The following is an 11,579-nucleotide window of genomic DNA, read 5'->3' as shown; positions in this document are numbered from 1 at the left end:
CCACCGCGGCCGAGGAAGGTGTCGGGGACGCGCGCCAACTCGAACAACTCGTCGCCCGTGCCGTGGCGAACTGGGCGTTCCGCACCCACCGCCGCCAGCCCCTCATCATCCCCGTCATCATCGACGCCTGAACCGCACCCGGGCAGGCGTGGCAGGCGTCCGGGGGCGGACGCCGATGTGCACAAGGTGAAACCCGGCGACGAGTCGGTCCTGATGTCCAGCCTCATCACCGGCCCACCGGCCCACCGGCCCACCGGCCCACCGGCCCACCGGCCCACCGGCCCACCGGGTCGGCCCGGGCGGTCCGGTGGCGAGCGCTGCGCCGGGCATCCCGCAGCACCTCCAGCAGCTGACCTGCCGCCCGAGCAGCAACATGACGGCCACGGGCATCGGAACCGCAGACAGCCCGGTGTACCGGCTAAAGGAGGAGAGAAAGTTCGTCAGACATGACGCTCATTTGACGCTCCGGCCGCCTCACAGCCCGCGCCCAAGGCAGGAAAACCCCATGTGACCTGCAGATTCTCCTCCCGTCCACACACCTTGTGACGTGTTTCCGATGACGCATCACGTGGAGTGCGTGGCGATTCTGGAGCCTGCGGACAAGGGCGCCTGACCTCGGGTTCGTGAGCCAGGCGCTTGTAACAATCAGGCGGCGACGAGCTCCTGCTCACGGTCCGGCGTCTTGACCTCGGGCTTCTTGTTCGGCAGCGAGAGCCGGAAGACCTTGCGCCACGCGGAGAACACCTGCTTGGGCAGCGGTCCGGTGACGTACTCCAGCTCGTACTTCTCGAACAGCGCGCGCACCTTCACCGCGACCTCGGCGTACCGGTTGCTCGGCAGGTCCGGGAACAGGTGGTGCTCGATCTGGTGCGACAGGTTGCCCGTCATGAAGTGCATGGCCCTGCTGCCGCTGATGTTCGCCGAGCCCATCATCTGGCGCAGGTACCACTGGCCGCGCGTCTCGCCCTTGATCGACCGGCGCTCGAAGACCTGCACGCCCTCGGGGAAGTGCCCGCACATGATCACGGAGTGGGACCAGATGTTGCGGACCAGGTTCGCGGTGAACGTGGCGGCGAGCGTGGGGAGGAACGACGGGCCCGACAGCAGCGGGTGGATCACGTAGTCCTTGAGCACCTGCTTGCGGATCTTGCGGCCCACGGCCTTGGCCCGCGCGCGGAACTCCGGGTTCTTACGGCGGCGCTTGTTCAGGTTCTTGCCGAGCTCCAGGTCGTAAGCTGCGATGCCGTACTCGAAGAAGCAGGCGTTGATGAAGTTCCACAGCGGCTGGCCGAGGTGGAACGGGTGCCACTTCTGGTCCTCGTCGACGCGCATGATGCCGTAGCCGAGGTCGTTGTCCTTGCCGATCACGTTGGTGTACGTGTGATGCAGCTCGTTGTGCGAGTGCTTCCACTGCTCGGCCGGCGAGACGTGGTCCCACTCCCAGGTGGTGGAGTGGATCTTCGGGTCCCGCATCCAGTCCCACTGGCCGTGCAGGATGTTGTGGCCGATCTCCATGTTGTCCACGATCTTCGCCACGGACAGACCGGCGGTGCCGAGCAGCCACGCGGGCGGGAAGATCGAGAACAGCAGCACGCCCCTGCTGACCAGCTCGAGCTTGCGCTGCGCCGAGATGACCCTACGGATGTAGGCGGCGTCTTTCTCGCCGCGTCCGGCGATCACTTCGTCGCGGATCGCGTCCAGCTCGTGGCCGAGCTCCTCGATCTGCTCCGCCGTCAGATGGGCGGTGGGGTCGATGGCGGTCAAGGTGCTCCTACCGGTCGATGTCGCAAGGGCCCGCCGCGGCGGACACACAGGTCTGGATGAGGACGCCCGGCTCGGCCTCGGTGATCTCGCCGGTACGCAGGTCTCGGACGGCGCCCGCCTTGAGCGGCGTGACGCAGCCGAAGCAGATGCCCATGCGGCACCCGGACGGCATGAGGACGCCGGCCTCCTCGCCGACGTCCAGCAACGGCGTATCGCCGTCCGCGTCGACGGTCTTGCCGGTGGCGCTGAACGTGACCTCGCCGCCGCCGCATCCGTCGCCGGCGACGACGATGCCGGGGCGGAAGCGTTCGGTGTGCAGGCGCTCTTGGACGCCGTGCCCGCTCCAGTGCTCTTCGGCGGCGTCGAGCAGGCCCGTGGGCCCGCAAGCCCAGGTCTCGCGCTCGGCCCAGTCGGGCACGAGTTCGTCGAGACGGGCGATGTCGAGCATGCCGTCTGTGGCGGTGTGCACCTCGATGAGCCGCAGCTTCTTGTCCGCGACCAGATCGTGCAGTTCGTCGCGGAAGATCACGTCCTGCGGCCGTGGCGCGCAGTGGACCATGACGACGTCGTCGAACTCGATGTCGCGCAGCATGCCCATCACGGGCGTGATGCCACTGCCGGCCGTCAGGTAGAGCACCTTGGCGGGCTTGGCCCGCGGCAGCACGAAGTCACCGGTCGCCTGGTCGAGCTGGATCAACGTGCCCGATTTCGCCCTGCGGACCAGATGGTTACTGACCTTGCCGTCCGGGATCGCCTTCACGGTGATCGTGAGGCGGCCGTCCTGGCGGTTCGTCGGCGAGGTGAGGGAGTAGGCACGCCACAGGCGCACCCCGTCGACGTCGACCCCGATCCGCACGTACTGACCGGCTGTGTGGCCGCGCCAGCCCCGTCCCGGCCTGATCACGACAGTCGCGGCGTCATCCGTCTCGGGGTGCACGGCCTCGATGCGCCCACGCAGCTCACGCCCGCACGCAGTGGGCTGACCAGGTCGAGGTAGTCCGACGGCAGCAGCGGCGTCGTGACCATCTCCAGCAGTTTCCACGCCCTGCTGCGGAGGGTTGCACTCGTCATGACTCCAGCTTGCTGCGCCTCAGGGCGTAAAGTCCTGACCGCAGGACGTGAATCTGGTGGGTGGAATTGTTCGCAGGAAACAAAGACGTGAGCCATGCAATCCGGAGGGCCAGCGAACTGGCCCTGGATGAGACGACGGTCACCGCACTGAGGGCCGCGCTGAAGACCACCGCCGACGAGGTCGTCCAGGCGATCATCGACGAAGTCCCCTCCTACGCCAACGCCCTGTCGGGTCATATGGGCGCCACCATCCGCCGAGCCGTCCGCACCGCTCTGGGGCACTACCTGGACCTCGCGAGCGGGAACGCCACGGGCGGCGACGCCGGTGACGCAGCCTACGAGCTGGGCCGCGGCGAGGTGCGCGACGGCCGTTCGATGGACGCCCTGCTCAACGCCTACCGCGTCGGCGCCCGCGTGGCCTGGCGATGCCTGGCAGCGGGCGCCGTGCCCGCAGGTCTGCCCGCCGCCGAGGTCGCCAAGTTCGCCGAGCTGACCTTCGCCTACATCGACGAGCTCTCCGCCGCGAGCGCCGCGGGCCACGCCGACGAACTGGCCGCCCGGGGCAGGGCCCACGAGCGCCACCTGGAACACCTGGCCCGCGACCTCCTCGCCGGCGTGAGCCCGGACGTGCTGCTGGCCTCTGCTCAACGGGCCGGATGGCAGCCTCCGGATTCGCTGACGGCGGTCCTGCTGCCCGCCGCCCAGGCCCGGCCTGCCTACCACGCGCTCGACCCGAGCACCCTCGTCCTCGACGATCTGCCGGACGCCACCGGTGTGCTGCTCGTCCCCGATGCCGACCGATCACATCTCTTGCGGCAGCTGACCGACCGCACCGCCGTGGTCGGCCCGGCCCGGCCATGGACTCGTGCGTCGGCCTCGTACACACGAGCCGTACGCGCGCGCTCCCTCTCCTCTGATATCCGCGACACCGAGGACCACCTGCCCGAGCTGGTGCTGAGCGCTGACGTGGACGCGTTCGCAGACCTGCGTGCCCGAGCCCTCGCACCGTTGCGCACCTTGCCTGTCGCGACCGCACGGCGGCTGGAGGAGACGTTGCGGGCGTGGCTGCTGCACCAGGGCAGGCGGGACGAGGTGGCGGCGGCGTTGTTCGTCCATCCCCAGACAGTCCGGTACCGGATGTCGCAGCTGCGGGAGCTGTTTCCGGATCTCGCATCGCCACACCGGGTCCTTGAACTGACGCTGGCGGTCGGTCTTAGGGCCAGTTGACGCGTACTTCGGCCGTCCACGAACTCCCGGCGGATCCCGGCATCGTGCTCGGTGTCTACCTGGACGTCCTTGCAGCCGGGACGGTTCGGGTGAGCGACGCGATCAAGGTGCAGCAGGTCGGCTGACAGGGAGCGTTCCACCACGAGTCGCCCACCTGTCGATCCGTCAGGCCCGCGTCTCGCACGACCAGCCACACCCGGTCGCGACTGAGCGGGAGTTGGCCGAGGAGGACGCCGGTCGCGTCGAGCAGGGTGTTGGCGAAGGCTGGAGCGACCGGGTTGAAAGGGCGGACTGTCGGCCGTGACGCCCGTTTGACTCCCTGGGCACCCACAAGCATGGCGATGGGCCAGGAAATGGGATCTGACCTCGAGTTTTCCGAAGATCGCTCAGGTCGACATCTTTCCGATGACCCACCAGGTCGGTGTGCCGCGATTGTACCGGTCGCCAAGAGCTCTTGAACTGCGGTTGTGGGCGCACAATGTGCGGTGCGGGCGTTCAGTAGGTGGGATCGTAAGGGCTCCAGTGCCCGAGGAAGGGTTTCAGGTCGTCGGCTTGTGGGCTCGGGATGTCGGGCAGCCGGGGCGGTGTGTTCAATGGGTCGAGGCGCTCAACGGTGGCCGCTGCCCAGCTGATCCATGCTTCGGCGTCGGTTCTGGTCTGCCCGGGTGGCATGGCCTCGACTCGTGTGCGCGCCGCGCTCACGTACTCGGTCAGTCGGATGGCGTGGCGCCATGCCGCTTCCCGTGCTTCGAGGTACCGCACGCGGTACGCCTCCGCGTACTGGATGCGGGCTTGTTCCATGGCGGTTTCCCAGCGGATGCGCTTCTGGCGTGCCGCTTCGGCCTCGTCCTGGCGTCTGCGTTCGGCGGCTTCGCCGCGAAGCGTGACCTCCTGTGCGATCTCGGCGAGCTGCTTTTCGAGGGGGCGGCCGGGAGCGTCGGCCCATTCGCTCGCCCGGTGTGGCTGGCCGCCGCTGAGGATAAAGCGGAGGCGTTCGGACGGGGTGTAGTCGAAGCGGGGGATTCTGACCCAGGAGTGCTTCTTGGCGTCGGCGAGTTCCTTCTCGGTGGCAACGTGCTCGGCCCGGTCCTGTTCCTGGAGGACGACAAACCCCACTGGCTGGCCCTGTGCGGTGATGGTGAAGTGGGGATTTGCCCTGCGGCGGCGATGAGGTGGGGGTGCGAAGCCGGTCTGCCCGGCCGAGCAGGTGTGTCCGTCGGCCTCGGCAGCGGTGATCAATGCCTGGATGAGCCGGAGAGCGCGTCCTTGGACGGGCTTGGTCAGGCCCAGCGGCTGGCGTTCGTTCTGCATGGCCCGCACCACGGCGTGCGGTCGAGCGAGCCGCGAAGGCACGGGGACGGGTTCGAGGACGGCAAGACGCCAGGCGGGAATGTCGACGAGCTTGATCTCGTACCCGTCACGGCACCAGCTTCCGTACAGCTCCTTCGTCTCCGGAACCCTTCCGGACCTGCGTGCGGCGGCGACGCGGGACGGCCACTTCTCCAAGCCGGGACCGCTGCCGCTCTTGACGATCCTGCCGCCGGCCTCCGCGAGTTCTTGCAGCAGCTGCTCTGTGAACGTTAAGCGAGGCTGTGATGGAGGGCGTGGCTTCCGCTCGGCAGCCGGAGTCGCCTGCGCTCCGGTGGACTGGGGGCGTGGAGCGGCGGCCTGGGTGTTCCGCGGGCGTGATCCGCGGGGAGGGTACGTGCCGTGTGCCAGGTAGTGCCGGCCGGCGCTCGTCAGGGCGACGCTCCACTGCCCGGCTTTCCGGGAGACCGTGACCAGGCCCCGGTTGTGCAGTGCCTGGCAGGTGGTCTTGTAGGAACTGGTCTCCCATACGCCGGCAGGGCACCCGGCTCCCACCCACTGCAACACCGACAGCTGCCGCTCATTGACCCGCCGTTCCAATGGTCCGCCTTCGACTCGAGGTGACGCACGACGGCGGCATGGTGCCAGTTCCGGTGGTAGGCGACCGGTGCTTCGACTCGATTCGTCCGAACGAGCGGGCTGACGTGGCTGCAAGCCGGATAGACGGAGAACGGTAGGTGGGTGCTGTCCTGCGGCGGGGTCTGACTCCTGAGATGCCTGACCGGAAGTGTGCTGCTCACACTGTGTCGACCACCGGCCGGGGGCGGCGCGTTGCTGGTCTCGGGCTGACCGGGCGTGTCTCGATAGGGGCTTGCCGGACAGGCGTCATCACGATTCTGACCGTCCGCCCGGTCCGATGCCGGCTAGGTAAGCCGTCGGCCTGAAAGGGAACGAACGTGACCGGCACACCATCCGCTTCGCGTTCTCGTCGGCGCCGGCCGACGGCGGAGGTGGTCCTGGGAGTGGACACGCACCGGGATGCCCATGTGGCCGCCGTGCTCTCCCTGGTGGGGGAAGTGATCGGCACCGCGGAGTTCCCGGCCAGTGCGGCTGGGTACCGCAACCTGCTGGGGTGGCCAGGGTGTCGGGTACGGTGCGGCGGGCCGGAGTGGAAGGGACCGGTTCCTTCGGGGCGGCCCTGTCCCGCTACCTGCTGGCCCAGGGCGTGGACGTTTTCGATGTGAACCGGTTCGACCGGGCCGACCGCCGCCGTCGCGGCAAGTCGGACCCGCTCGATGCCGAGAACGCGGCCCGGGCGGTGCTGAGCGGACGGGCACGCGCCCAGGCCAAGACTGGCGACGGGCCGGTGGAGATCGCCCGGATGTACAAGCTGGCCAAGGACTCGGCGGTCAAGGCCCGCACCCAGGCGATCAACCAGCTCAAGGCTGTCCTCATCCGTGCTGATCCGCAGCTGAGGGAGGAACTTGCCGGGCTGGGCAACGCAGACCTCTTCCGCACCTGCGCACGGCTCGTCGACGACAGCTTGAACCACGAGGCCGACGAAGGGGCGGTGCTCCACGCCACCCACGTCACCCTGGCTCTCCTGGCCCGGCGCATCAGACAGCTCAGCGAAGAGATCCAGGACCTGGGAGGCCGCCTGACTCGGTTGGTGGAACGCCACGCTCCGCAGCTGCTCGAGGTAGTGGGCATCGGCCCGGACACAGCCGTCACTTTGCTGATCACGATCGGAGACAACCCGGAACGCCTGGGCAGTGAGGCGTCGTTCGCGGCGCTGTGCGGGGTCAGCCCGGTCGAGCGTTCCTCGGGCAGTCGGCAGTACCGTCGCCTCAACCGCGGCGGCGACCGGCAAGCGAACGCGGCCCTGCACCGGATCGTGCAGACCCGCCTCCGCGTCGACCCGCGCACCCAGGACTACTACGAGCGTCGCAGCAAGGAGGGCAAGACCCGGCGCGAGATAGTCCGAAGCCTCAAGCGCTACGCGGCCCGGGAGGTCTTCCACCTGGTCAGACCAGTGCAGTCGTCACCTCCGTTATAGGGGCAGTGTGAGAGCGGCGTTCGACGAGAAGCCCCTGATACCCCAGTTGTAGATCGCGATCTTCATGCCTGGGCGGCTTGTCGCTGATGGTCGATGGCCTGGGATCGAGCCTGGTTGCGGCGGAGCCAATGGGACCGATCGAGCCGCTGGGCCGTGCCGTGGACGGCCCAGCCTTCTCACGGGGCGGGGGCAGGGTCGGTCAGCGGTCGAGGTCGATCGTGAAGCGCCTCGTGCCCGTACCGATCGTGTCGGCGTGGACCGAGCCACGAGCCCGGTCGAACGCCCCGGTGCCGCCGGTGATCGCGTTGTCGAACGAAGGTGGAGGGCCCGGGTTGAGAATGCCGAAGACCATCCCCTGCACGGTGAGTTGGCCGCCCGGGAGGTTGTAGTTCACGACGCACTCCTCCGCTCCGCCGTTGTCGACCCGGGTGGTGGTGCAGGTGCCGCCGGTGTCGCCGACCTGGTTGCCTTGCTGGTCGAAGAGGTCCGAGCGGAAGACGGTCCGATCGCCCTGGGCGGGGCTGCCTCCGGGGTTGACGGGGAAGCGCGTCTGCTGCGCGAGATGGCCGATGAGTGTGATGACTTGGTCTCCGCCCTTGGCCTGGGCGACATCGGTGTCCGTCGCGGCAGCCGCGACAGGGGCGCCGGCGAGAAGGGTTACCAGCGCAGTGGCCGTGCCGAGACAGGCTGCCTTGATGGGGCGCATTGTGTGGCTCCTGTGGTTGATGTTCATGGAGGGGCAGGTGCCGCATTCATAACCTTGGCTCTGCCGCCGCCCGGAACGTCCCGGCGCGACCCACCGTCAGATCCGACCAGTCGGACCAACCCGGGACGAGTGACGGCCCGGCCGACCGCGCACTACGAAGATCGCCATCCACAGCTGGAGTACTAAGGCGCGGCCCGGCGAGGCTTCTGAGGGCGTGGCTCCAGCCGCCGGGGACGGCGAACAGGTCGAGGATGACCCACCTCACGAGGCTGGCTCGGAATTCCCCTACCGGATCGGCTTCGCCACGGCAGGCCCAAAGGAAGCAGCCGTCGACCCCCCGTTCTCCGGCTCCTCCGCATCGGTTCGGGCGTCCAGTGGCTGCGTGCGGGCGGCCGATTCGGCGGCAGTGACGTGGTCGACCGGGGCCTGAGCGAGTGGTTCCCGGGAGCGGGGCAGGAACGCCTGCCCGAGCAGCCGACCCGCCGCACGAAGGCACTCCCCGGTGCGAAATACTCTCCCGATGAGTTCACGCACTTCCCCGATCAGTCAGCCGATCACGATACGGAGGGCCGTCGCGCGGGATGCCAAACGGCTCACGCGGCTCGTGCGTGGCTCAAGCGCCTACGAGGGTAAGTACGCAACCGCAGTCGCGGGCTACCGGGTCGGTCCTGATTACATCGAGGCCCACCGCGCCTTCGTAGCCGTCGGCGCCGACGAGCATGGAGGCCGGGTCCTCGGGTTCTACTCGCTCGTCCTCGCTCCACCGGAGCTCGACCTGCTGTTCGTCGCCGACGAAGCGCAAGGACGGGGTATCGGACGACTGCTCGTCGCGCACATGCAGTCCGAGGCCCGTGCCGGAGGGCTCGACCGTGTCAAGGTCGTGTCGCATCTTCCCGCCGAGGATTTCTACCACCGCGTCGGTGCGGTGCGGACCGGGACCGCGTTCGCGAACCCGCCCGCCGTGCCGTGGGACCGTCCCGAATTCGAGTTTCGCATTCCTTCGCAATGACGCGGTGTGCCGATTCGTAGGGAACCGGCTTCGCCTGCATGGTGGCCGGCACGCAGGAGCCGCTGGACGCCACGCGCTCCGTGTGTGCCGTCGTCAACCGTGTGTACCCACTTGAGGAGGACGAATAGGCCAGCAGATAACGCTCCGATACGGGGCGCGGAGGGCGAGCACATCCGCCAGGAGTCGCGTGTGCAGCACCGGCATGTCCGTCACGTGGCTGCCCGGCGCTCGCGCAACATCATCACCCATCTGGGCGTTCCCCGAACATGAGTCACGGGTTTCCGTCTCCGTCTTGAATGAGGCGCTGGCACTGCGATCCGGGCGCGTCTGACGTACAGCTGTGGCGATGACGCACGTCTGACGCACGGGACTCTCTGAGGGTCTGCAATACGCCCTCGAAACCGCCTCTGACGCGTAAAGATGCAAGTCGGGCTGGTTGCACGGCTCGGATGTGCTGCTGGTGACGATGGTCGGTGATGGTGCTCGGACTCGCGGCCCGGGAGGGGTTCCGGCAGGACCGGCTGGTCCTCGCCGGGTTCGTGGTCGCCACCGGGACGAGTGCCCTGATCGGCATGCTCATCATCCACACCGACGCACCGGCCCTCCGCGGGTCCCCGTCCCTGCGCCTGCTGCGTGACGGGCCGCGCCGATACGGCCCGGATAGCCCCATCAGCACGGTGCGCCGTTGTGCTGACCAGTGCGGACGAAGGGAAGTTGATTTGTTCCGTACCCTGGCAGCATGCGCATGCGCCCCACTCTGAGCTGGACCCCCACCGAGGACCTGCCGCCGGGCACCACGGATCTCGGGCCGGTCGCCGATGCGCTGAGCACCGGCGGTGTGCTGGTGCTCAGCGGGGCGGGCATCTCCACGGAGTCGGGCATCCCCGACTACCGGGGTGAGGGCGGGAGCCTGAGTAGGCACACCCCGATGACCTACCAGGACTTCACCGGCAGCGCCCAGGCCCGGCGCCGGTACTGGGCACGCAGCCACCTCGGCTGGCGCACCTTCGGCCGTGCCCGTCCCAACGCCGGGCACCGGACTGTGGCCGCGTTCGGACGGCACGGCCTGCTTTCGGGTGTGATCACCCAGAACGTCGACGGCCTGCACCAGGCCGCCGGCAGCAAGGACGTCGTGGAACTCCACGGAAGCCTGGACCGGGTTCGATGCCTTTCCTGCGGCGCCTTCAGCCCGCGCCGCGAACTCGCCCGGCGGCTGGAGGAGGCCAATCCTGGCTTCGAGCCGGTGGCCGCCGGAATCAATCCGGACGGTGACGCCGATCTCACCGACGCTCAGGTGGGGGACTTTCGCGTGGTGCCCTGCGCGGTCTGCGGCGGAATCCTCAAACCCGATGTGGTGTTCTTCGGCGAAGCCGTGCCGCCGCAGCGGGTCGAGCACTGTCGCGAGCTGGTCCGGGAGGCGGCCTCGTTGCTGGTCCTGGGCTCCTCACTGACGGTGATGTCCGGGCTCCGGTTCGTCCGTCAGGCAGTCCAGGCCGGGAAGCCGGTGCTGATCGTCAACCGAGACCCGACCCGGGGCGACCCGCACGCCCTGACCCGGGTCGCGCTCCCCCTGGGCACGGCCCTCACCACCGTGGCCGACCGGCTGGACATTCTCATCGAGGGCCAGGCGACGGCCTGAGTGCAGTCGTGACGGCAGTGCGGCGGTACCGCGGGTCACCGCGCCGACCTCTCGGAGTGGAGGGATCGCTGCCGCGCACGGCGCCTCGGACGTGACCGGCGGGAGAAACAGCACAGCCGCGGGGTCCGAAGATCGCTTGACCATGCCCCGTGGTGAAGCATGACAGTGTCGTCATGGATCACCAGCGGGCAGCGTCTGGGTTCGCGCGTAGGGCCCCAGGAAGAGAGGCTGTTCGCGTGACCGTGATCTGCATCATCCTCGATATCGGTGGTGTACTGGAGATCACGCCGGAGACGCGGTGGGTGCGACGCTGGCAAGACATCGGGCGCATCCCTGGCGCATGACGGCAGCGGACTACCGTGCAGTGGTCGTCCGCACGCCCCATGGCCCTCAGCCAGGGCGCACCACCGAGGCGCCGTGGGATCCCGAGTTGGCCGAGGCCATGGCAGAGCACGGCACCGCGGTGATGGAGGCGCTGGTGGCTGATGTGTCGTTGGAAGACCTCGTTGGTGCCGCTCAGCAGAAGCGCCCCCCTGGCTGCCCATGACGCTCGTTTGACGCTCCGGGCGGCCAGGCGGTAGCTCTGAGTGATCGGGAACTCGCGCTGACCTGCGACTATTCCGGCCTGGCCGACACGTGACGTGATTCCGATGACGTCGCACGTGGAGTGTGTGGCGATTCTTGAGCCCGCTACAAAGGGGCTTTGACCTGACCCTATGAGGGCCGGGCCCCCTTCCTTGCTCAGCCCGGTGGTACCTACTGTCCGGGTAGGTGCGAGCTCGGGAAGGAGGCCCTCAAT

At 68.4% G+C, this 11,579-nt stretch carries 9 protein-coding genes and 2 pseudogenes; 7 read left to right on the top strand and 4 right to left on the bottom strand.

Annotation, left to right across the window (positions count from 1 at the left end):
- On the top strand, positions 1-131 hold a 131-nt coding region (locus ACWD5D_RS44420; protein WP_451378443.1), incomplete at its 5' end, for a hypothetical protein.
- A 514-nt stretch (positions 132-645) separates the two neighbouring features.
- Here ACWD5D_RS44420 and ACWD5D_RS44415 read toward each other — a convergent pair.
- Positions 646-1,764 (bottom strand): fatty acid desaturase family protein, encoded by a 1,119-nt coding sequence (locus tag ACWD5D_RS44415; protein WP_451378442.1) that lies wholly within the window; start codon positions 1,762-1,764, stop codon positions 646-648.
- Between the two features lie 7 nt (positions 1,765-1,771).
- Positions 1,772-2,790, bottom strand: a pseudogene (locus tag ACWD5D_RS44410) (ferredoxin reductase).
- A gap of 132 nt (positions 2,791-2,922) precedes the next feature.
- Here ACWD5D_RS44410 and ACWD5D_RS44405 point away from each other — a divergent pair.
- On the top strand, positions 2,923-4,062 hold the full coding sequence (locus ACWD5D_RS44405) for a PucR family transcriptional regulator (protein ID WP_451378441.1): 1,140 nt from the start codon (positions 2,923-2,925) through the stop codon (positions 4,060-4,062).
- A complete protein-coding gene (locus ACWD5D_RS44400; RefSeq protein ID WP_451378440.1) occupies positions 4,059-4,187 on the top strand; it encodes a hypothetical protein in 129 nt (42 codons plus the stop codon). Before ACWD5D_RS44405 ends, ACWD5D_RS44400 begins: the two co-directional genes overlap by 4 nt.
- A 370-nt stretch (positions 4,188-4,557) precedes the next feature.
- Here the strand turns inward: ACWD5D_RS44400 and ACWD5D_RS44395 are convergent, their stop codons facing one another.
- On the bottom strand, positions 4,558-5,373 hold the full coding sequence (locus ACWD5D_RS44395) for a hypothetical protein (RefSeq protein WP_451378439.1): 816 nt from the start codon (positions 5,371-5,373) through the stop codon (positions 4,558-4,560).
- 953 nt (positions 5,374-6,326) lie between these two features.
- Between ACWD5D_RS44395 and ACWD5D_RS44390 the strand changes: the two are divergent.
- Positions 6,327-7,426 (top strand): annotated as a pseudogene (locus ACWD5D_RS44390) (IS110 family transposase).
- A 199-nt stretch (positions 7,427-7,625) separates the two neighbouring features.
- On the opposite strand, the gene ACWD5D_RS44385 reads toward ACWD5D_RS44390, so the two are convergent.
- Complete coding sequence (locus ACWD5D_RS44385; protein ID WP_451378438.1) at positions 7,626-8,132, bottom strand: allene oxide cyclase barrel-like domain-containing protein; 507 nt, start codon at positions 8,130-8,132, stop codon at positions 7,626-7,628.
- A 520-nt stretch (positions 8,133-8,652) separates the two neighbouring features.
- Here ACWD5D_RS44385 and ACWD5D_RS44380 point away from each other — a divergent pair.
- The 3 genes from ACWD5D_RS44380 (at position 8,653) to ACWD5D_RS44370 (ending at position 11,327) form a co-directional block, all read left to right on the top strand.
- Positions 8,653-9,141 (top strand): GNAT family N-acetyltransferase, encoded by a 489-nt coding sequence (locus tag ACWD5D_RS44380; protein WP_451378437.1) that lies wholly within the window; start codon positions 8,653-8,655, stop codon positions 9,139-9,141.
- 739 nt (positions 9,142-9,880) lie between these two features.
- The gene (locus ACWD5D_RS44375; protein WP_451378436.1) at positions 9,881-10,780 is read left to right on the top strand and encodes an NAD-dependent protein deacetylase; all 900 of its coding nucleotides are present in this window, start codon (positions 9,881-9,883) and stop codon (positions 10,778-10,780) included.
- 340 nt (positions 10,781-11,120) lie between these two features.
- On the top strand, positions 11,121-11,327 hold the full coding sequence (locus tag ACWD5D_RS44370) for a DUF2399 domain-containing protein (RefSeq protein WP_451378435.1): 207 nt from the start codon (positions 11,121-11,123) through the stop codon (positions 11,325-11,327).
- Positions 11,328-11,579 lie beyond the last annotated feature (252 nt).

The sequence above is a fragment of the Streptomyces sp. NPDC002520 genome, from assembly GCF_053595235.1.
Note: the sequence above shows the minus strand (reverse complement) of the source record. Positions and strands in the feature narration are given on the sequence as shown.

Bases quoted from the DNA above. Each gene is read 5' to 3' on its own strand.
- ACWD5D_RS44370 (WP_451378435.1), top strand. From the start codon at position 11,121: ATGACGGCAGCGGACTACCGTGCAGTGGTCGTCCGCACGCCCCATGGC.
- ACWD5D_RS44380 (WP_451378437.1), top strand. From the start codon at position 8,653: ATGAGTTCACGCACTTCCCCGATCAGTCAGCCGATCACGATACGGAGG.
- ACWD5D_RS44385 (WP_451378438.1), bottom strand. From the start codon at position 8,132: ATGCGCCCCATCAAGGCAGCCTGTCTCGGCACGGCCACTGCGCTGGTA.
- ACWD5D_RS44375 (WP_451378436.1), top strand. From the start codon at position 9,881: ATGCGCATGCGCCCCACTCTGAGCTGGACCCCCACCGAGGACCTGCCG.
- ACWD5D_RS44395 (WP_451378439.1), bottom strand. From the start codon at position 5,373: ATGCAGAACGAACGCCAGCCGCTGGGCCTGACCAAGCCCGTCCAAGGA.